At 69.7% G+C, this 20146-nt stretch carries 19 protein-coding genes; 9 read left to right on the forward strand and 10 right to left on the reverse strand.

What is annotated here, in order from left to right; genetic code table 11:
- The first annotated feature begins 80 nt into the window (after positions 1-80).
- On the forward strand, positions 81-1385 hold the full coding sequence (gene gabT / locus RMP06_RS05740; RefSeq protein WP_310460814.1) for a 4-aminobutyrate--2-oxoglutarate transaminase: 1305 nt from the start codon (positions 81-83) through the stop codon (positions 1383-1385).
- A gap of 193 nt (positions 1386-1578) precedes the next feature.
- Here gabT and RMP06_RS05745 read toward each other — a convergent pair whose 3' ends face one another.
- From RMP06_RS05745 to RMP06_RS05765, 5 genes are all read right to left on the reverse strand, one after another.
- On the reverse strand, positions 1579-4401 hold the full coding sequence (locus RMP06_RS05745) for an Hsp70 family protein (RefSeq protein ID WP_310460815.1): 2823 nt from the start codon (positions 4399-4401) through the stop codon (positions 1579-1581).
- Positions 4401-6254: an Hsp70 family protein gene (locus RMP06_RS05750; protein ID WP_310460816.1), complete on the reverse strand. Its 1854-nt coding sequence runs from the start codon at positions 6252-6254 to the stop codon at positions 4401-4403. Before RMP06_RS05750 ends, RMP06_RS05745 begins: the two co-directional genes overlap by 1 nt.
- Positions 6251-6826, reverse strand: coding sequence for a DUF2760 domain-containing protein (locus RMP06_RS05755; RefSeq protein ID WP_310460817.1), 576 nt, complete (start codon positions 6824-6826; stop codon positions 6251-6253). Before RMP06_RS05755 ends, RMP06_RS05750 begins: the two co-directional genes overlap by 4 nt.
- 188 nt (positions 6827-7014) lie before the next feature.
- Positions 7015-7233, reverse strand: a complete 219-nt coding sequence (locus RMP06_RS05760) for a hypothetical protein (protein WP_310460818.1) — start codon at positions 7231-7233, stop codon at positions 7015-7017.
- Between the two features lie 149 nt (positions 7234-7382).
- A complete protein-coding gene (locus tag RMP06_RS05765; RefSeq protein ID WP_310460819.1) occupies positions 7383-7982 on the reverse strand; it encodes an IMPACT family protein in 600 nt (199 codons plus the stop codon).
- A 186-nt stretch (positions 7983-8168) separates the two neighbouring features.
- Here RMP06_RS05765 and RMP06_RS05770 point away from each other — a divergent pair, with 186 nt between their 5' ends.
- Together RMP06_RS05770 and RMP06_RS05775 are read left to right on the forward strand one after the other, a co-directional pair.
- The gene (locus RMP06_RS05770; protein ID WP_310460820.1) at positions 8169-8831 is read left to right on the forward strand and encodes a GNAT family N-acetyltransferase; all 663 of its coding nucleotides are present in this window, start codon (positions 8169-8171) and stop codon (positions 8829-8831) included.
- Positions 8832-8913: 82 nt separating this feature from the next.
- Positions 8914-11178 (forward strand): SEL1-like repeat protein, encoded by a 2265-nt coding sequence (locus tag RMP06_RS05775; RefSeq protein WP_310460821.1) that lies wholly within the window; start codon positions 8914-8916, stop codon positions 11176-11178.
- A 5-nt stretch (positions 11179-11183) separates the two neighbouring features.
- On the opposite strand, the gene RMP06_RS05780 is transcribed toward RMP06_RS05775, so the two are convergent.
- Complete coding sequence (locus RMP06_RS05780) at positions 11184-12191, reverse strand: M14 family metallopeptidase (RefSeq protein ID WP_310460822.1); 1008 nt, start codon at positions 12189-12191, stop codon at positions 11184-11186.
- Between the two features lie 209 nt (positions 12192-12400).
- On the opposite strand from RMP06_RS05780, the gene RMP06_RS05785 reads away from it, so the two are divergent.
- The 4 genes from RMP06_RS05785 to otnK are packed head-to-tail and all read left to right on the forward strand — an operon-like array spanning position 12401 to position 16794.
- Positions 12401-13795 carry an ethanolamine ammonia-lyase subunit EutB gene (locus RMP06_RS05785; RefSeq protein ID WP_310460823.1) on the forward strand — a complete coding sequence of 465 codons (1395 nt, stop codon included), beginning with the start codon at positions 12401-12403 and terminating at the stop codon, positions 13793-13795.
- On the forward strand, positions 13792-14592 hold the full coding sequence (eutC, locus tag RMP06_RS05790) for an ethanolamine ammonia-lyase subunit EutC (RefSeq protein ID WP_310460824.1): 801 nt from the start codon (positions 13792-13794) through the stop codon (positions 14590-14592). The genes RMP06_RS05785 and eutC overlap by 4 nt, the downstream gene beginning before the upstream one ends.
- Complete coding sequence (gene ltnD / locus RMP06_RS05795; protein ID WP_310460825.1) at positions 14585-15487, forward strand: L-threonate dehydrogenase; 903 nt, start codon at positions 14585-14587, stop codon at positions 15485-15487. The genes eutC and ltnD overlap by 8 nt, the downstream gene beginning before the upstream one ends.
- Positions 15488-15495: 8 nt before the next feature.
- The gene (gene otnK / locus RMP06_RS05800) at positions 15496-16794 is read left to right on the forward strand and encodes a 3-oxo-tetronate kinase (RefSeq protein WP_310460826.1); all 1299 of its coding nucleotides are present in this window, start codon (positions 15496-15498) and stop codon (positions 16792-16794) included.
- An 81-nt stretch (positions 16795-16875) separates the two neighbouring features.
- Here otnK and RMP06_RS05805 read toward each other — a convergent pair whose 3' ends face one another.
- The 4 genes from RMP06_RS05805 to RMP06_RS05820 form a co-directional block, all read right to left on the reverse strand.
- Entirely contained in the window at positions 16876-17292 is a 417-nt protein-coding gene (locus RMP06_RS05805) for a type II toxin-antitoxin system VapC family toxin (protein ID WP_310460827.1), read from the reverse strand.
- Entirely contained in the window at positions 17289-17540 is a 252-nt protein-coding gene (locus tag RMP06_RS05810; protein ID WP_310460828.1) for an antitoxin, read from the reverse strand. The genes RMP06_RS05805 and RMP06_RS05810 overlap by 4 nt, the downstream gene beginning before the upstream one ends.
- 103 nt (positions 17541-17643) lie before the next feature.
- Positions 17644-18126, reverse strand: coding sequence for an RES family NAD+ phosphorylase (locus tag RMP06_RS05815; protein WP_310460829.1), 483 nt, complete (start codon positions 18124-18126; stop codon positions 17644-17646).
- Complete coding sequence (locus tag RMP06_RS05820) at positions 18123-18434, reverse strand: antitoxin Xre/MbcA/ParS toxin-binding domain-containing protein (RefSeq protein ID WP_310460830.1); 312 nt, start codon at positions 18432-18434, stop codon at positions 18123-18125. The genes RMP06_RS05815 and RMP06_RS05820 overlap by 4 nt, the downstream gene beginning before the upstream one ends.
- A 36-nt stretch (positions 18435-18470) precedes the next feature.
- Between RMP06_RS05820 and RMP06_RS05825 the strand changes: the two genes are divergently transcribed.
- Positions 18471-19127, forward strand: coding sequence for a class II aldolase/adducin family protein (locus tag RMP06_RS05825; protein ID WP_310460831.1), 657 nt, complete (start codon positions 18471-18473; stop codon positions 19125-19127).
- Positions 19128-19129: 2 nt separating this feature from the next.
- Positions 19130-20140, forward strand: a complete 1011-nt coding sequence (locus tag RMP06_RS05830) for an alpha/beta fold hydrolase (RefSeq protein WP_310460832.1) — start codon at positions 19130-19132, stop codon at positions 20138-20140.
- Positions 20141-20146: the final 6 nt, after the last annotated feature.

The raw sequence follows: 20146 nt of genomic DNA on the forward strand, positions 1-20146 counted from the left end.
ATAGGAGTGTGCAGGGGTGCTGCACTCGCAGGGGGAACTGACTAGAGTAGCGTTGCGACCCGCATGTTCCGGAGCCTCGAATGCCACACGATCCCGCCCGCACCAACGCCGCCCTGATGGCCCGCCGCCGCGCCGCTCTGCCCGCCGGGCTGGGGCAAGCGCATGAAATGTTCGTCGATCGGGCAGAAAACGCCGAGGTCTGGGATGTCGAGGGACGGCGGCTGATCGACTTCGCCGGGGGCATCGCCGTGCTGAACACCGGGCATCGCCACCCCGCCGTGATCGAGGCGGTCAAGGCGCAGCTCGACCGTGCGACGCACACCTGCTTCCAGGTGTTGGCCTACGAGTCGTATGTCGAGCTGGCCGAGCGGCTGAACGCGATGGCGCCGGGGAACTTTCCGAAGAAGAGCTTTTTCATGACCACGGGCGCCGAGGCGGTGGAGAACGCCGTGAAGGTCGCCCGGGCCTACACGAAGCGTTCGGCCGTGATCGCGTTCGGTGGTGGGTTCCACGGCCGCACGATGATGGGCATGGCGCTGACGGGCAAGGTCGCGCCGTACAAGGTCGGCTTCGGCCCCTTCCCTGCCGAGGTTTACCACGCCAAGTTTCCCTGTGCGCTGCACGGTGTGAGCGTGGCGGACGCGATGGCGTCGATCGAGGCGCTGTTCAAGTACGACGTGGAAGCCTTGCGGGTCGCGGCGATCATCATCGAGCCGGTGCAAGGCGAAGGCGGCTTCTACGTCGCGCCGATCGAGTTCGTGCAGGCGCTCCGGGCCTTGTGCGACCAGCACGGCATCCTGCTGATCGCCGACGAGGTGCAGACCGGCGCAGGCCGCACGGGCACCTGGCTGACGTGTGACCAGTGGTTCGCGCAGGCGGGTGTGGCGCCGGACATCATCACGATGGCGAAATCGCTCGCGGGCGGGTTCCCGTTGTCGGCGGTGATTGGCCGGGCCGAGGTGATGGATGCCGCCGCACCGGGCGGCCTGGGCGGCACCTACGCGGGCAGTCCGCTGGCATGTGCTGCGGCGCTGGCGGTGATGGACATTTTCGACACCGGCGGACTGATGGAGCGTGGTCGCGTGGTCGGCGAGCGCCTGATGAACGGTCTGCGCGAAATCGCGACCCGCCACGCCACGATCGGCGACGTGCGCGGCCTCGGGGCCATGGTGGCGGTCGAGCTGTTCAAGGGCGGTGATGTGCACCAGCCGGACGCGGACCGGGTGAAACGTGTGGTCACGGAAGCTGCTCGGCGTGGGCTCGTGCTGCTGTCGTGCGGCGTCTATGGCAATGTGATTCGGATCCTGGTTCCATTGACGGCGTCCGATGCCCTGCTTGATGAAGGGCTGGTGATCCTGTCTGCTTCGTTCGACGCAACGACCTGATCGGCTGCCAAGTTTTTTTTTCTAGACCTCCGGCTTGCCGGGGGGCTCACTTGTGGAGGTTCCTAGGGTGGGTGGAGCTTGATGGTTTTCTTTCCGATTAAACTAATGCTTTGCCGTTAGTATTTAAATTGCAGTTTTTAGACCTTGCCGTGCGCAAAGTGCAGCGCTGCCAGGGGCTGTGTGGGTCGCAGAGCTACTCCACCAGGACCAACCCCGCCGGCAACGACTCCCCGAACAGTGCCCGCTCATCCGCTGCATCGCGCTGCACCACCTCGCGCACCATCGCCGACCAGCTCGGCGCCGCGCCGCAGCCAGCCAGCCGCGCCAGCACCTGCGCACGGCGGTCTGGATCAAGGTCGCGCACGCGGTCGCCGGTCATGCAGGCGAGTTGGGCTGCGGCGAAGGCGGCCATGCGCTGGCGCTTCCAGTCGAGCGCGAGCAGCGCGTCTATCCAGCGCGCCGCGATCTCTGCCGGCACGACGCTGTGGGCGCTGCCGTGGAAGGGCTGGCGGACACCGAGGCGGCCGAGCGCCCACAGGCGCAGCCCGTCGCGCTCGGGAGTGGCTTGGGCGACGGCGGCACCGCCCACGGTGAAGGGCTGCAGCAGCCAGTCGCCGACCTCGGCCTTGTGTTCGGGCGGGATGCGCTCCAGCGCAGCGACCAGGTGGACCATGTCGTCGTGGCCACCCTTGACGAGGCCTGGCGGCTTGGGCGGCAGCGGCGCACCGGGGTGTTCCGCTGCTTGCAGGTTGTAGCCGAAATCGTCGAGCAGCCGCAGCTGCGCCGCCTCGGGCAGACCGCCTGCCACCCGCCGCCACAGCGTCCACCACTGCGCGGCGACCTGCGGATCGGTGCGGTGTTCAGCGCCAGCGTCGAAGATCGTCCAGACCTGCTCCACCCGCCACGCGTCCAGCGGATCGCCAAAACCCGGCCGCAGGCACCAGCCGGTCAAGTTGAGCCAGAGCCGCTCGTGGTCGGCGGAACGCCGGCGGCCGCGGGCGCGCTGCCACAGCACGTCGAACAGCCGGCGCGCCAGCGGGCGGGACCAGCGGTCCCGGTCGCCGAGCAGGTGGTCAAGCTGCACGCGCAGGCCCTTGATTTCCTTGGGCAACAGCTTCTGAGTCTTGGCGCCGAAAACGCGGTCGAGCAGCGCGATCGCCTCGGGCAGCCGTGGGGCGATCTGTGCGTCCGTCTGCACCGATGCAAGAACAGTCGTGCTACCTGCCGCACCCACCACGGAGCGGAGCTGGAATTCGAGCTGCCAGTGCTGCGCCGGGTTCTCGACACTGACGCAGCGCACGTCGAGCGTGCCGACTTCAGCGAGCGTGGCGTCCAGCCGGACGGGCAGGTCGCGGCGGCCCGCCGCAGCGCAGGTCGAAGGGATGACCGTGGCGATGGGCGGCAGGGCGTGCAGCGCATCGGCAGCGAGCATGCGCACCTCGCCTGCAGCGGGCGGCGCGCCGGTCTCGGTCGTCGAGGTCGCCAGATGGAAGCGCACGGGCTGGCCCAGGCGCAGCGAGAAGGTGCGTTCGGCCAGCGCCAGCGTGCGGCCTGGCTCGCTGCCGCGGGGCAACAGGCACACGGCACGGACCGGGGTGGCCTCATCAACGGTCGCCTCGTCCAGCAACAGGAACACGCTGCGCGCCGCCCCGCCGCCGATGCGCGGCGCCCGTCCCTGCCGCGCCAGCGCGTGCGCCACGGCGCCACGGGCGACCGCCACGTCCGGGTTGTCGTTGTGCAGCAGGCGCGGCGCATCGCCGCCACGCCAGTCGGCCAGCGTCTGCATCAGCCGCTCGGCCAACGCGTCGGCGCGGAACACACCGCCGTTGAGCAGCACCGCGTCCGGCAGCAACTCGCCCGGTGCCAGATGGTGCTGCAGAAAGCTGGCGAGCTGGCGCGTGATGGCCGCGTCGCTGGCATACGGCAGACCGAACTCGACCAGGCCACCCCGCGCCCGCCGCACGGTCTCGTGGCGCCCGACACGCGGGAAGAAGCCATCAACCAGCAGCGTCCGGACCTCGTCACGCTGCAGCACCGCCGACTGCGCCCGCCCGATCAGCTGAGTGCCACCGCCGAGCAGTGTCACCGTGGCCTGCTCGGGAGCGTCCGCGGCGAGCAACTGCTCCTTGGCAACACGGCAGCGGGCGATCAACTGCGACAGCCGGACGCTCGACAAGCGCACAGCATTGCCGCACGCCGCCTCGGCCATGCGCCGCTCGACGAGGTGCGCAAGCGCCAGGTCCATGTTGTCACCGCCCAGCATCAGGTGCTGGCCGACGGCGCTGCGGCGCAGGCTCGGCAAACCGCCCGGCCGGTCTGGCGGTCCCACGTCAATCAGCGAAAAGTCGGTCGTCCCGCCGCCCACGTCACACACCAGCACGCGCCGCACACCGTCCAGCGCCACGGCCAGCGTCTCGCGGTGGCGGAACAGCCAGTCCTGAAACGCGGCCTGCGGCTCCTCGACGAGTGTCAGCGTCGGCAGACCCGCCAGCCGCGCGGCCTGCAGCGTCAACGCCCGGGCCGCCTCGTCGAACGATGCCGGCACGGTGAGCACGACGGTCTGCGCTTCGAGCGGCGCGTCGGGGTGTTCACGGTTCCAGGCTGAGCGGACGTGGGCGAGGTAGGACGCACTGGCTTCGACCGGCGAGACCTTGCCGGCGCTGTCGTCCGCACCCCACGGCAGGATGGGCGCGAGCCGGTCGGCGTTCGGGTGCGACAGCCAGCTCTTGGCGCTGCTGACCAGCCGGCCGGGCACCTGCGCGCCAAGTTGGCGAGCGAGGTGGCCGACGATGGGAGCGGATGCAGCCGTGTGGTCCGGCAGCTCGCCCGGTGCCGGGTGGTAGCGCACGGAGGGCAGCAGCGGGCGGGCCGACCACTCACCGGGTGCCGTCCACTGGGCGATGTCGAACAACGTGATCTCGGTGCCGCCCGCGCCAGCGCTGGCCACCACGGTGTGGGTGGTGCCGAGGTCGATGCCGACGAGGTACAGACCCAGACCCTGGCGCTGGCCCGCCATCAACCGGCCGAGGACTGGCCCCGCATGTCAAACTCGACCTTCCAGCGCTCGGTGCCACCGATCGGGACGGCGGCGAGTTCGAGCGTGCCGGCCTCGGTGACGCCCGCATGCAGCGTCACCGCGACGACCTCGCCCGGCGTGCGGCCCTGAGCGGGCAGCGTGGCCTGGATCTCGCCGATGTCGTGGAGTTCGTCGGGCGACCAGACGTCGAGCAGTGTGCCCGCCACATCCTGGCGCCGCACGGACGAGCCGAGGAAACGGAACTGCACCGGTGTGCCGATCACCAGTCCGAACGGCTGCGCGTCGAGCGCGACGTCGCTGCCCTCCTCCATGCCGAACGGTGCGACGCACAGCGCCTGCATGGGCGCTTCCATACCGGGCACGGCCGGCATCGACGATTCGACCGTGACGTAATACGCCTGTGCCGTGCCGCCCCGGATCCGCACGCCGCGCCCGCGCCGCACGTGGCCGTAATACGCCGCGCCACGCGCCACGGCCAGATCGAGGTCGGCACCGTCGAGCTGGCGCGCAGCAGGCGCGCCTTCTTCGGCGAGCCAGGCGTTGAGCGTGTCCAGCGTGCGCTGCGCCAGCGGCCCAGCGCGGAAGACGCCACCGTTGAACAGCACGGCGGTCGGGTGCAGGAACGTGGCCTCCGCCGGTTGAGGCAACGCGAGGCCGTCCAGTTCCGCCAGTGCGCCGACCTGCCGTCCCAGGAACGCAGCGAGGTGGCGGCTGATCGCGGCGTCCTGCGCATACGGCAAGCCGAGCTGCGTCAGGCCGATGCGCGGTTTCTGCACTGGCCGCGCCGACGACCGCACCTGCGGGAAAAACCCCTCCAGGATGACCGCGCTGACCTCGGCTCGGGTCAGCTCGGTGCGGATCGAGCCGCCGATCAGTCTGGAGCCGCGGCTTGGCACGACGAGCGGTTGCGTCAGCGCGTCCGGGTCGGACAGCAGCACTTCCTTGGCAGCGCGGCAGGCCAGCGTCAGCGCCCGCATCTGCCACGGATCGAGCGCCTTGCCCTCGACGGCGAGCTTGCGCGCCACCGTGTGCGCCAGCGCGAGATCCATGTTGTCGCCGCCAAGCAGGATGTGGTCACCGACCGCCACGCGGGTCAGCTCCAGAGTGCCATCGCGCTCCAGCACCGCCATCAGCGAGAAATCACTCGTGCCGCCACCGACGTCCACCACCAGGATCACGTCACCCGGCTTGACCGCCTTGCGCCATCCACCTTGGCTGTTCTGGATCCAGCTATACAGCGCCGACTGCGGCTCTTCCAGCAGCGTGATCGCGCCGTAACCCGCGGCGCGGGCGGCCTCGGCGGTCAGCTCGCGGGCGGCGGGGTCGAACGACGCTGGGATCGTCACGGTGACGGTCTGCGCGTCGAACGGCGCCTCCGGATGCGCGTGGTTCCAGGCTTCCCGCAGATGCGCCAGGTAGCGCCGCGAGGCCTCCAGCGGCGACACCCGGGCGATCTCGGACGGTGCGTCGGCAGGCAGGAGGGCGCCACGTCGATCGACACCTGGGTGGCACAGCCAGCTCTTGGCGCTCGACACGAGGCGGATCGGCGTGGTGGCGCCGCGCTGGCGGGCCAGCGTGCCGACCGAGCCGCCCCGCTCCTCGCCCCACGGCAGGCTCAGGTCGCCCGCGGCGAGTTCGTCGCCATGCGGCAGGTACAGAAAGGACGGCAGCAGGTCGCGGGAGTCGACCGTGCCCGGCGCCGTCACCTGCGGCACCGACAGCACGCCGTGGACCGTCTCATCCCCGTCGCTGGTCGCCAGATCGACCCAGGCGAGCGCGCAGTGCGTGGTGCCCAGGTCGATGCCCAGGCTGTAGCGGGGGCCGGCGCTCACAGCTCGACCTCGGCCTGCGCGAGGATGGACGCGTCGTGGTGTTCGGCGCGCTGCGGCAGCCGCACCTCGGTGACACGCCAGCCGCGGTGGCTGAGCGTGCCAGTGAACGGGGCATGGCCGACGACGTTGCCGGTCATGCGGACCGCGCTGGCATCAAAGCCGGCGGGCAGCGTGATGCGGCGGCCTTCTTCTTCGGTGCGCACAGGGACCAGCGTGAAATGGGCGGCCAGCACCTTGCGACAGCCTTCGTGGACGAGGCGGGCCGCGGCGCCGACATCGGCGTCGGCGTGGCTGGTCAGGTCTTCCTGAACAAAATCGATCAGACGGGCTTCGCGCTGGAACAGGCCAAGCAACTGCAGCGCGGCGTCAGGCGTCGCCTCCTTCAAGGTGATGACCTGCGGCGACGGGGCCACGGGGACCGGTGCAGGCGCAGCGGCTGGCGCAGCGACCAAGGGCTCGTCAGCCGCGAGGCAACGCCGCGCCAGCTCGCCACTGAACAGCACGCTGAACGCCATCGACAGGCGGCGCAGGAAGGACGGCGTCGGGCTGGAAGAACGGTTGGGACTCGGCATCGGAACACTCGTCACTCTGGATGAACAGCAGGACCGGTCTGCAGCAACAGACGACATGGCGCCCGAAGCTGCAACAACCGGAAAGACAACCGGCGGATTCTATCGACGAGGGGCAAATGGACCGAGGGTTTCTCCGAGTGGCGACTGGCAGAGCGGCGGCGGCGCGCGGAAGACGCCTCTTGATTGCGTCAGCGGGCGTTGGCGCGTCGTTCCGCGCCGAGACAGGACGGCGCGCAAACAAGTTGCTGCCGGCCCAGGATCGCCTTGCTGTGCAGCAACTCGCGCGCACGCACCTTGCCGCAGACCGAGCAGGTCCATGCCTGCGGGTCGAACTGACCATCCGGTCCAACGGGCTGGGGCGGCGCCTCCCGTGGCGGCAGGTCGGACAGAAGTGCGGGGCGGCTCATCGAAAGCCTTTCACGCCGCCACCGACTGGCGACGTCTTCAAGACAGGATTCTTCATACACTGCACCCTCCGATTGGTGATTTATTTCACTCTTTATACATTCTTATGGTCAGGTGTACCAGTGCGTAACAGCAAGGCATCAGATGCAGTTCATTCGGCGATCGTCTCCTTGCGCCAACCGATCCGGCCCTGGGTGACATTGGAGAGCCGAACCACGAAGCGCGGTACATCGACCTGGGGCAGGCTGAAATCGAATTCAACCTGGCTGCCATGGCGCACCGCACCCAGCACCGCACCCGCCACCGCCAACTCACGCCGCACCAGTCCTTCCAGCGCATAGGGCACCTCGCAACCCAGCGCGCCCATGCGCTGCAGCGGCACCTTGGCGGCGCCCAGCAGCGCCTGCGCCACCGTGTCGGTATAGGCCCGCACCAGCCCACCAGCGCCCAATTTCACCCCACCGAAGTAGCGCACCACGGTGGCCAGCACACCCTCCAGGTCCTGGTGACGCAGCACCTCCAGCATCGGCCGCCCTGCCGTACCGCCCGGCTCTCCATCATCGACGGCCGCCGACTGCCCACCCGCCATCAGTGCCCAGCAGACATGGCGTGCACCCGGGTGGGCCTGCCAGAGCGCATCGACCACCGCCTGCGCCGCTGCGCGGTTGGCCACAGGTTGCACACAGCCAATGAAACGGCTCTTCTTGAGGATGACTTCGCTGTGAACCGGGGTGGCGAGGGTACTGGGCATGGGGTTGCCATCGTAGCGACACGGCGACGGCAGAACAGCCGCCGGGTCCCGCGCGGTAGTTCCACACGGGACCAGGAGATCTTGCTGCATCTTCCGCCAGCGCCCCCTCACCCGCGGTGTACCCACAGGTACCGATTTGGATAGCATCAGTCAGGTTTGAATCCTGCCACTATTTTCACAACCACCATGCTGCTGTCCGACACCACACACCCGCTGGAGATGCCCGACCGGCCAGCGCCAGCCATGGCCCCCGTCCACCCGCTTTCCGCACAGGCCTCACGGTCGCTGGCCGAGCAGGTCGTGATCGAGCCCGCCGGGCTGCGCGACTGGTACAGCATCTGCGAGATGGTCGCCCGGAACTTCCCGCTGGAGACCGAGCAGAACCTGGGCTATTGGCTCTGCCACCAGTTGCCGTATTTCCGCGTCGCCCGCCTGGGAGACAAGGTGGTCGGCTTCCTGCACGCGCAGCCACGCCGGGACACCGGCACGCTGTGGGTGAACATGCTGGCGGTGGACGAACGGTATCGACAGCGCGGCCTGGCACACCGGATGGTGGAACACCTCGATTCGATCTGCCGGGACTGGCGGTGCCAGCGCGTCGGTCTGCAGTGCCTCACCTTGAACGTCGCCGCACTCAATCTGTACGAATGCCACGGCTACGCGCGCCTGGGAGAATCCACCACGGAACTGGGCCTGCACGTCGTCAGCCACGTCAAGACGCTGCCGGTCACGGATGCGCCGCGCAGCTGCCCGCGTCCGCCCATGGCGCTAGACGGGCGTCCGCTGCGGCTGCTCTACCGGCTGTTCTATCTCACCTGGTTTCGCAGCCGTTCGCCGATGTCACACTGAATCACTTCGGCCCGGGTCCGCGCCTTTGTTGTGTAATCTTTCCATTCATGGGTCAGATGGCGAACACGGGTAGAGGTTTTGGATGTCGAGTGTGCGGGGGCAGGAAGCAGGACGGCGGCGGCGCGTTGCCGAGGTGATCGGCGCGCAGCTTGCGCCAATCACCCGCTTCAAGGGCACGGATCTCAAGGAGCTGGCACCGGACCACGACAGCAGCGCCGAGCTGATCGTCACCACGCGCCAGCGCGTCGATCTGGACATCGAATGCGCCAGCCACAGCGGCCGCCTGCCAGCCGGCATCGCCGTGCGCCCGGATGTCGCGGCGATGAACACGGAGCTGCAGCAGCGCCTGGCCACTGCCGAGTCGGGCGCCACGGCCAGGATCCAGCACTGGGCCACCGAGGAGCCCGGCCGTTACCGGCGCCTGCTGTCTGGCGGCGCGCTGTTCAGCAGCCATCTGAACGAGACCCTTGGCACCGAGTGGGGCTGTACCACCTGCGCGCAGCGCGGCCGGCTCGCCTGCAGCGCGTGTGTCGGCAGCGGCGAGCAGACTTGCCCGGATTGCCAGGGCCGCCGACGCTGCGCGTGTCGCCAATGCCGGGGTCTAGGTCGCCTGGCCTGCGGCGCCTGTGACGGGCGAGGTCTGGTCAAGGCGACAACACCACCCGCGGCGGTCGACACGGCTGAAGTGCCCGCCGAGACCGAGACACTGGTGCCGTGCGCCGCCTGCAGCCAGGGCTGGCTGAACTGCACCGCCTGCGCCAGGCAGGGAGAGCAGGACTGCGCCCGCTGCGCGGCCTCCGGCCGCATCGTCTGCCCCGACTGCGCGGGTCAACAGGAGCTGGACTGCCCGGACTGCAACGCCACCGGCTGGCACCACCGGTGGGGCCGTCTGCGCGAGCGGCTCGAAGTCGAGGACCTTCTGGAGCTGCACCACCCCGATCCCGCCGTCGCCGAGGCCATCGCGGCGCGCTGTCGGGACATCCCCACCCTGAACGAATCCTGCACGCTCGAACAGGTGCGCTACACGACGGCGCCTCTCGCGGTGCAGGCCGTGCAGCGCCTGAAACTGCCAGTGCGGCAAGCCCGGCTGCAGGTGGCGGGACAGCCGATGCAATTCATTGCGCTCGGCCCGGCGCTGGACATCGTCGACCACCAGCAGATCGCCGCCGTGCTGCTCGCGCACGACCTCACCACGCTGGAGAAAAACACGGCCGGCAGCGGGCGCCACCTGGGCGAGGCGCTGCAGCGTTTCCTGCAGTCACCGCTGAACCGCGACATTGCAGCGCGCACCGCCTTGTCCGAAATCGCGCGGCTGCACCCCGGCATGGTCGACGAGGCCTACCAGATACGCGCACGTCAAGCGGCCCAGCGCGCAATCGAGCGCCTGTGGTTGCAGCAGGTCTGGCGACCGCGGCTGTTCTGCCTCACCGGCATCGGGGTGGTCGCCGCGCTGGCCGTGGTGCTGGGCAGCCCGCGCGTGGAACTGGCGTCCGCAACAGCCCTGGCGGTCGGCACGGGCGTTGTCGCCTGGACGATCGCCGACTGGCAGGCCCGCCGTGGTCTGGCACGGTCACTGCAGATTCCGCATGGCGACCGCCTGCTGCGCCCCCTGCGGCAGTCGACCGCTCTGCGGCACTGGCAGCTCAAGTCGCTGGCCGCGGCCGTGCTGGTGGCGCTGGCGAGCGCGGGCGGCATGACACGCCTGCCCCTGGTTCGCCAGCACACGGAGCAGGCCCAGGCGGCCTCCGCACTGGCGCAGCAGCTGGACGCCTGGCTGGTCAGCGAAGGCAAGGACTATCGGCTGCGGCACTATCCCGCCGCCACTGCGCTCGCCCAAGCCGCCGAGCAGACGCCGTCCGACCCGCGCGCCCGGCTGGTCCGCGCCTGGCAATTGCTGCTGGGTACGGACGGCGTGACCCCCGACCCGCGCGCAGCGGAGCGCCTGCTGGAGGGCCTGGCCAACGAGCCCCCGCTCGCCAGTGCCACGGTGATCGCCCAAGCGAGGGCCACGCTGTGGCTGAACAGCCGTTCGGCACCCAAACTGCAGGCGGCGGCCAGCGCGCTCGAAGCCCTGCCGGACCCCCAGCAACCCGAGGCGCTCTACACCCTCGCCCTGGTTCAGCTCACCCCGGCGTTTTCAGCGCGCGTGGGCGGTCTGCAAGCGGGGCTGGCCACCTTGCAGCAGGCCGCGGACCTCGGCCACGCCAGCGCCTGCTTCGAGCTGGGCCGGCGCCTGGCCAGCGGTGCGGGCCTGCGCCGGGATCTGGTCGGTGCGCGGCGTTATCTCGGGTATGCCGAGGCGAAGGGCGTGCCGGGGGCGGCACAGGCGGCTGCGGCCATCCGCTGAGCCGGTCAGAGCACCCGATCGCTGGCCCGCGCCAGATAGAACCACTCCTGCCCGACCTGCGCCCGCGGGTTGGGGAACACGATCCAGCCATCGACCTCGGACACCACCGGGCGCCCGTCGTCCCGGTGGCCCAGCACCTCCCCCGCCCGCACCGGATCGAAGCTCGCCCACTCGCGGCTGAAGTGGTCGCCGGCGTGCTCGCAGTCGATCACATCGAACAGGCACATGACCGTGTGCGGCGTCGGTGTAGGAGCGGCACCCCCACCCACCTCGCCGTCCTCCGGCATCTCCTCCGCCATGCCCACCATGCCCAGCAACCTCAAGGTGCGCAACACGGCCAGCCGCGCCACCACCGGCGCCTGCGGATCACCGTGCTGACCGCATTCGAGCGTGACGCCGTAGCCGCCACAGGCGCGCATGTACTCGGTCGTGCCGACGCCGAACTGGGGGTCGGGGGCCGCCCGCGCCACGGTGACGGGGTGGGCGCGGCGCCGCTCGACGCCGTGCGCGTAGGTCTCCAGCCAGCCCTCCACCACCAGCGCTGGCCCCAGTGCGGCGGCCAGCGCAGCTTCGGCCTGCGCGTGGGCGAAAGGTTCGAGCAGGCCCTGGTTGTCGTGCGGCCCGACCATCACGAACGGCGCGCCGGCGGTGTGGAAAGAGTGCAGGTCCAGCAGCACCTCATGCGCCTGCAGCAACGGACAGAGCACACGGGCGACCCGGTCCTCGAAGTCCTGCGGGATGGCGGGCGGCACCAGCTTGCGGTTGAGGTTGCGCTCGCCTTCGCGGGCGTGGCCGCGGTAGGCCAGCGGGTTGGTGACCGGCACCAGCGTGAGCTGTCCGCGCAGCAGGGTCAGATGGCCCCGGTCCAGCGCCTCGATCACGCTGTGCAGCGCCTGCGTGCCGCAGGTCTCGTTGCCGTGTACCGCGCCGAGCACGATGAGCCGTGGCCCGGGCTGCAGGCCGAGGTACTGGTGGACACGCAGGGTGGTCGGGTGGTCAGTGGAGCGGGTCATGCCCGGGAGCATAGCCGCGGCGGCCCCTGGCACAGGCTCCCCATCTTCCCTTGGTCCGGCACGGCAACGCACACGGTTTGGTTATCCCCCGCACCTGTGCATAACCCTGGGGACAAGCTGTGGTTGAATGCGCCAAGTACTTGTCACTGTGTGACTTTTGTTGGAATGCTCTTTCTTTGAGCAGCGCCGCGGAGCAGACCTGGAGCGCCATGCCCTACACCCACACCCTCGGCGGCCACGTCTGGCAGTTCGCCGATCTGGTCACCCTGATGGCGCGGGCCACACCGCTGCGCTCCGGTGATGTGCTGGCCGGTGTCGCCGCACACACCGCCGAAGAGCGCATGGCCGCCCGCATGGCGCTGGCAGACCTGCCGCTCAAGACCTTCCTGAACGAGGCGTTGGTCCCCTACGAGACCGACGAGGTCACGCGGCTGATCCTCGACACCCACGACGCCGCCGCCTTCGCCGAGATCGCCCACCTCACCGTGGGCGACTTCCGCGACTGGTTGCTCGGCGACGCCGCCGACGAGGTGACGCTGGCCCGCGTGCGCCGCGGCATCACGCCGGAGATGGCCGCCGCGGTGAGCAAGCTCATGCGCAACCAGGATTTGATCCTCGTGGCGCGCAAATGCCGCGTCATCACCCGCTTCCGCAACACCCTCGGCCTGCCCGGTCGGATGGCGATGCGCCTGCAGCCCAACCACCCGACCGACGACCCGCGCGCCATCGCCGTCTCCATGCTCGACGGCCTGCTCTACGGCGCAGGCGACGCAGTGATCGGCATCAACCCGGCGGGCGATGGGCAGAGGGCGCTGACGGACCTGCTGCGGCTGGTGGACGGGGTGATCCAGCGCTTCGAGATCCCGACGCAGTCCTGCGTGCTCACCCACGTCACGAACCAGATCCAGGCCATCGAGCACGGCGCGCCAGTCGATCTGGTCTTCCAGTCCATCGCCGGCACCGAGGCCGCCAACCGCAGCTTCGGCATCGACCTGGCCCTGCTGCGCGAGGCGCGGGAAGCCGCGCTCAGCCTGAAGCGCGGCACCCTCGGCGACAACGTGATGTATTTCGAGACCGGCCAGGGCTCGGCGCTGTCGGCCAACGCCCACCACGGCGTGGACCAGCAGACCTGCGAAGCGCGTGCCCACGGCGTTGCCCGCGCCTTCGACCCGCTGATCTGCAACACCGTGGTCGGATTCATCGGGCCGGAGTACCTGTTCGATGGCAGGCAGATCATCCGCGCCGGGCTGGAGGACCATTTCTGCGGCAAGCTGCTGGGGCTGCCGATCGGCTGCGATGTCTGCTACACCAACCACGCCGAGGCCGACTCGGACGACATGGACACGCTGATGACGCTGCTCGGCGTGGCCGGCGTCACCTTCCTGATCGGCGTGCCCGGCGCGGACGACGTGATGCTCAACTACCAGAGCACCTCGTTCCACGACGCGCTCTACCTGCGCGAGGTGCTCGGCTTGAAACGGGCACCGGAGTTCGAGGCGTGGCTGGCGCGCATGGGCATCACGGACGCTGCGGGGCGGGTGCTGCCCGTCGCGTCTGGCCATGCCTTGCTGACGCACATGGCGCACATGGAACACCTCGGATGAGCGACCCGAACGCCCTCACCACGCCCGACCCCTGGGCCTGTCTGCGGGCGCTGACACCGGCCCGCGTCGGACTGGGTCGCGCCGGATCGAGCCTGCCGACGCGCGAGCTGCTGGCGTTCGGCGCCGCCCACGCGCAAGCCCGCGACGCCGTCCACCTGCCGCTGGACGCCGACGCGCTGTGCATGCAAATCGAAACCCTCGGCCTGCCTACGCTGCGCGTTCGCAGCGCTGCGCCAGACCGGGCCACCTACCTGCTGCGCCCGGACCTCGGGCGCCGGCTGGAGCGAGACAGCGCCGTGCAGCTCGACGCCCACGGCCCAGCAGGAGCCGAGACCGACCTCCTGCTCGTGGTCGGCGACGGGCTGTCGTCTGCAGCGGTCCAGCGCCAGGCCGTGCCGCTGATCGAAGCGCTGGTCCGCCAGCGGCCGGACGGCTGGCGACTCGGCCCGGTCGTCATCGCCACGCAGGCCCGCGTGGCGCTGGGCGATGACATCGGCCAGCGGCTGGCGGCGCCAATGGTCGCGGTGCTGATCGGCGAGCGGCCGGGGCTGAGTTCGCCGGACAGCCTGGGCGTCTACCTGACCCATGCGCCGCGCGTCGGCCGCACGGATGCGGAGCGCAACTGCCTGTCGAACGTGCGCGCCGAAGGGCTGCAGCATGCGGAGGCGGCGCGCAAGCTGTGGTGGCTGGTGCAAGCGGCGCGGCAACTGCAGCTCACCGGGGTGGGCTTGAAAGACCACAGCGACCTGTGTGACATTTACCACCCCATCCTTTCCAGGAGACCCTTCCATGAATGACTTTCCCATCGGTGTGATCGGCCTGGGCGCGATGGGCCGAGGCATGGCCGCCTCGCTGCGCCGCGCCGGCTACCGCGTCCATGTCTGCGATGTGCGCCCTGAAGCCGCGCAAGCCTTCGCCGAGGAAGGCGGCATCGCCTGCAGCAGCCCGGCCGAGGTCGCGGCGCACTGCGAGGTCGTCGTCAGCGTGGTGGTCAACGCCGCGCAGACCGAGTCGGTGCTGTTCGGCGATGGCGGCGCGGCGGCAGCGATGCGGCCGGGCAGCGTGTTCATCATGTGCTCGACCGTGGACCCGAACTGGTCCGTCGCGCTGGAAGGCAGGCTGGCAGCACTGGGCATGCTGTACCTGGACGCACCGATCTCCGGTGGTGCCGCCAAGGCCGCGTCGGGCCAGATGACGATGATGACCTCCGGCTCGCCCGACGCCTATGCCAAGGTCGGCAGCGCGCTCGACGCGATGGCGGCCAAGGTCTACAAGCTCGGCGACCGGGCGGGCAACGGCAGCAAGGTGAAGATCATCAACCAGTTGCTCGCCGGGGTTCACATCGCCGCAGCGGCCGAGGCGATGGCGCTGGGCTTGCGCGAAGGGGTGGACGCCGCGGCGCTGTACGAGGTGATCACCAACAGCGCGGGCAACAGCTGGATGTTCGAGAACCGGATGGCGCATGTGCTCGCTGCCGACTACACGCCGCTGTCGGCGGTGGACATCTTCGTGAAGGATCTCGGCCTCGTGCTCGACACGGCGCGGGCGACCAAGTTCCCGCTGCCGCTGTCGGCGACGGCGCACCAGATATTCATGCAGGCGTCCACCGCCGGGTTCGGGCGCGAGGACGATTCGGCCGTGATCAAGATCTTCCCTGGCATCACGCTGCCGCAAGCCGAGCCGAAGCCATGACCCTCCCCATGAACCGCCGCCCCGTGCCCTTGCTGGGCTGCATCGCCGACGATTTCACCGGCGCGACCGACCTCGCCAACAACCTCGTCCGCAGCGGGATGCGCACGGTGCAGACCATCGGCGTGCCAGCCGACGCCGAAGCGCGGGTGGATGCCGACGCGATCGTGGTCGCGCTGAAGTCGCGCACCATGGCCGCGGACGAGGCGGTCGCGCAGTCGCTGGCGGCGCTGCGCTGGCTGCAGGCGCAGGGGGTCGAGCAGGTGTATTTCAAATACTGCTCCACCTTCGACTCGACCCCGGCGGGCAACATCGGCCCGGTGACGGACGCCCTGCTCGACGCGCTGCACGGTCCCGGCCAGGGCTTCACCATCGCCTGCCCCGCTTTCCCGGACAACCAGCGCACGGTGTTCAAGGGCCACCTGTTCGTCGGCGACGTGCTGCTGTCGGACAGCGGGATGCGGCATCACCCGCTGACGCCGATGACCGATGCCAACCTCGTGCGCGTGCTGCAGGCGCAGACGCGGCGGCGGGTCGGGCTGGTCGATCAGGCGGTCGTGGCGCGGGGGGCGGAGGCCATCGCGCAGCGGTTCCGCGACCTGCAGGCCGAGGGCGTGGGCATCGCGGTGGTGGATGCGGTGAGCAACGCTGATTTGTTCCGCATCGGTCAGGCGCTGGCCGGGATGCCGCTGGTGACGGCCGGCTCCGGCATCGCGATTGGCCTGCCGCAGAACTGGCAGACCTCGGGTGAGGCCGCCGATCAACTGCCGCCAGCCACCGGGCACCAGGCCGTGGTGTCGGGTAGCTGCTCTGTGGCGACCAATGCGCAGGTGCAGCATTTCCGGGCGCAAGGCCGACCCGCGTTTGCCGTGAATCCGCTGGAGATCGCCGCCGGGGTCGATGTAGTGGGGCAGGCGCTGGACTGGGCCGCGCCGCTGCTGGCGCAAGGGCCAGGACAAGGGCCGGTGCTGGTCTACGCCACGGCAGACGCAGAAGCCGTCCGCGCCGTGCAGGCACAGCTCGGTGTGGCCGAAGCGGGCGCGCTGGTGGAACACACGCTGTCGCGCATCGCGGCGGGCCTCGTGCAGGCCGGCGTGCGGCAACTGGTCGTTGCGGGCGGGGAAACGTCCGGCGCGGTCGTGCAGGCGCTGGGCGTCACGCAGATGGCGATCGGGCCGCAGATCGATCCGGGGGTGCCGTGGACGGCGGTGGCTTCGCCGCTGTGTCCAGGGGAGGTGGTGCATGTGGCGCTGAAGTCGGGGAACTTCGGGAGTGGGGACTTCTTCAGCAAGGCGTTTGCGCGGCTTTGAGTCGGTGCGGCGAATAGGGCGAGCATTCACCGCAAAACATGCGGTGAATAGCCAACAAGCTGAAGCGGCAGGCGGGTCGGATCAGTCGATCAGCCAGTCTTCCACCACCAGCCCTGGCACCCGCTTGAACTCTCGTGTGTTGTGCGTCACCAGCACCAGTCCCCGTGAACGCGCATGGGCGGCGATCCACAGGTCGTTGCCGCCGATTGGCGTTCCGCTGCGCTCCAGGGCGGCGCGGATGTCGGCGTAGTGGCGGTCAGCCTCGCCATCGATTGGCAGCACCGTGATCGTCGCCAGCAGTGCGTTGACTCGGTCGGTCAACGCCGGCGAACCCTTGCGCTCGGCGCCGAAGCGCATCTCGGCGGCGACGATGATGCTGGTGCAGACCGCCTCGTCGCCTGCGGTCGCCAGCCGTTGCAGCAGGTCAGGCGAGACCGGCCGACGCATCAATGCAGAGAGCGTGTTGGTGTCGAGCAGCCATTCCAGCCCGGCGGTCATTCGAACAGCTCCCCGCGCTCCTGCGGCGGCGGGTCGTCGATGTCAGGAAAGTCGTCCACGGGTGGCAGTGACTCCCACTGGCGCACCAGATCCAGCAGGCGATGGCGGCGCACCGGGGTCAGGATCAGGCTGTCACCCTCGCGGCGGATCGTCACCTCGGTGCCATCGATCTCGAATTCGCGGGGGATGCGGATGGCCTGGTTGGCGCCGTTGCGGAAGACGGCGATGCGGCGGATGGGGTCAGGCATGGGGCACCTTCAAAAAGCATATGCCATAGCATATGCTCTTACTGGTGAATTGCCCAGTCAGCGAAGCCGGATGCCTGGACTGATGATTCGCCTCCCAGACCCCTCAAGCCCCAAACAGCCGCGGATCAAACCGAAACGGATACCGCTCGATGCTCACCCGGATGGCACCGTACTGTGGATGCGCCGGGTTGATGAGCAGGTTGCGCTCCGCTGGCTCGGTGTACGACGGCACCCACAGCCCCAGACTCGACCCCGCACTGGCCCACGCCATCCCCAGCGCCTGCGTACCCGCTTCATCCTCGCGCCAGTCCGGCGACAAACCCAGCGCCTGCGCCTCCAGAAAAACAGCATCGTGCGGCAGGTCGAGCCGCATGAGCGCCTGATTCCGAGGATTCGCGCCGTTGCAGTGAACACGCTTTTCCAGTTGGCACAGCGCCCGGCTCGATCCGGCGTACACCACGGGATGCCGCCCTCGGGTGTGCCACCGGCCGTTGCCCAGCGTCGAGCCATGTCCCAGGCTGGCCAGCACCGCCGCCACGGCCAGCGTTGAATCAGCGCAATCGCCGATCCGCCAGACTGTCGTCAAACCACACCGCCGTACTGGATCGCCAGCAGGATGTCCTTGACGCGCTGCGCACCGTAGGAGGTTCTGGCGGACTCCAGCGGGGTTTCGCCGTCGAGCATCGGATGGGGCCGGCGCAGCCACTGCGACGCTTCCGCTTCCGACTCGAATGTGTCCGCCGCCATCTGATCGAGTTCGAGCAGCCGCAGGACACTCTCGGCCGAATGCATCGGCAGCAACTGGCCCTTGGTGGCCCGGCGGTTCGCAGTGCTGCGGTCCAGGTGGATGATGCCGATTCGAACAGCCCGATTCGCATGGCAGACTGCCCGCACACGCCCACTCTAGCCGCCTCCCCCGGAAAGCTCCCCATGCCCGATACCGCCCTGCTGCGCGCCGAGATCTGCCGCGTCGGCGCCTCGCTGTTCACCCGAGGCTACGTCCACGCCAGCGCCGGCAACATCAGCGTGCGCACCGACGACGGCGGTTTCCTGATCACGCCGACCGACGCCTGCCTGGGCACGCTGTCGCCCGAGCGGCTGGCCTGCGTCAACGCGGACGGCGTGCAGACCAGCGGCGACCGCGCCTCGAAGACACTCGCGCTGCACCGCCGCATCTACGCCGCCGATCCGGAGGCCCGCTGCGTCATCCACACGCACTCGACCCACCTCGTCGCGCTGACGCTGGCCGGCGTCTGGCACCCGGACGACATCGTGCCGCCGATCACGCCGTACTTCGTGATGAAGGTTGGCCACGTCCCGCTGATCCCCTACCACCGCCCCGGTGACCCGGCCGCCGCCGCCCTCGTCGCTGAGCGAATCACGGCCAGCCGCGTCGCCGGCACCCCGCTGCGCGCCGTGATGCTCGACCGCCTCGGCCCCAACGTCTGGCACCGCAGCCCGGCCGAAGCCAGCGCCGTGCTCGAAGAGCTGGAGGAGACCGCGCGGCTGTGGCTGCTGACCCGCCCCGCCCCGCTCACCGACGCGCAGATCGACGAGTTGCGACAGCATTTCGGCGCACGCTGGTAACGATGGCCCACCTCCCGTACCCGATCACCAAGGGCCACTGGCTGGCGCCCGAGGTGCGGTTCCACACGGGCGAGGTGATGCCGACGCTGCGCATGGCGTACACCACCTTGGGGAACCCGGACGGCGAGCCGGTGCTCGTGCTGCATGGCACCAACGGCAGCGCGGCCAGCCTGCTCACCCCGGCGTTCGCGGGCGCGCTGTTCGGCCCCGGCCAGCCGCTGGACGCCCGCCACCACCGCCTCATCCTGCCCGACGCGATCGGTGCGGGCGCGTCGGCCAAGCCCTCCGACGGCCTGCGCACCGCCTTTCCGCGCTACCACTACGGCGACATGGTGGACGCCCAGCACCGGCTGCTGACGGAGCACCTCGGCGTGTACCACCTGCGGGCGGTGATCGGCTACTCGATGGGCGGGACGCACGCCTGGCTCTGGGCGCAGCGGCACCCGCAGTGCATGGACGCCATCGTGCCACTGGCTGCGTTGCCGGCCGCGATGTCGGGGCGCAACTGGATGCTGCGGCGGCTGCTCATCGAGGCAATCCGCAGCGATCCCGAGTGGCAAGGCGGCCACTACACCCGCCAGCCGCGCAGCCTGCAGTGGGCGTCGGCGTTCCATGCAGTGGCGACCAACGGCGGCTGCCAAGGTTGGCAGAAACTGGCGCCGTCCCGAGACAGGGCCGATGCGCTGGTGGAACAGCGGCTGAACGCTCCGTTCCTCGGCGACGCCAACGACCACCTCTACCAGTGGGACGCCGCCCGCGACTACGACCCAACGCCGGACCTGGAGCGCATCGAGGCCGCCGTGCTCGCCATCAACTCCGCGGACGACGAGCGCAACCCGCCCGAGCTGGGCCTGCTCGACGCCGCGATGAAGCGCCTGCGGCACGGCCGCGCCCTGCTCCTCCCCGGCAGCCCCGACACCACGGGCCACAGCACCGTGCTGCAGGCCGCCCGCTGGACCCCAGCGTTCGCCGACTTCCTGGCCCAGGTGCCGCGGCGGACATCCCCTTCCTGACTTCTG

The organism is Sphaerotilus sp., from assembly GCF_031429695.1.
Lineage (GTDB): Bacteria > Pseudomonadota > Gammaproteobacteria > Burkholderiales > Burkholderiaceae_C > Sphaerotilus.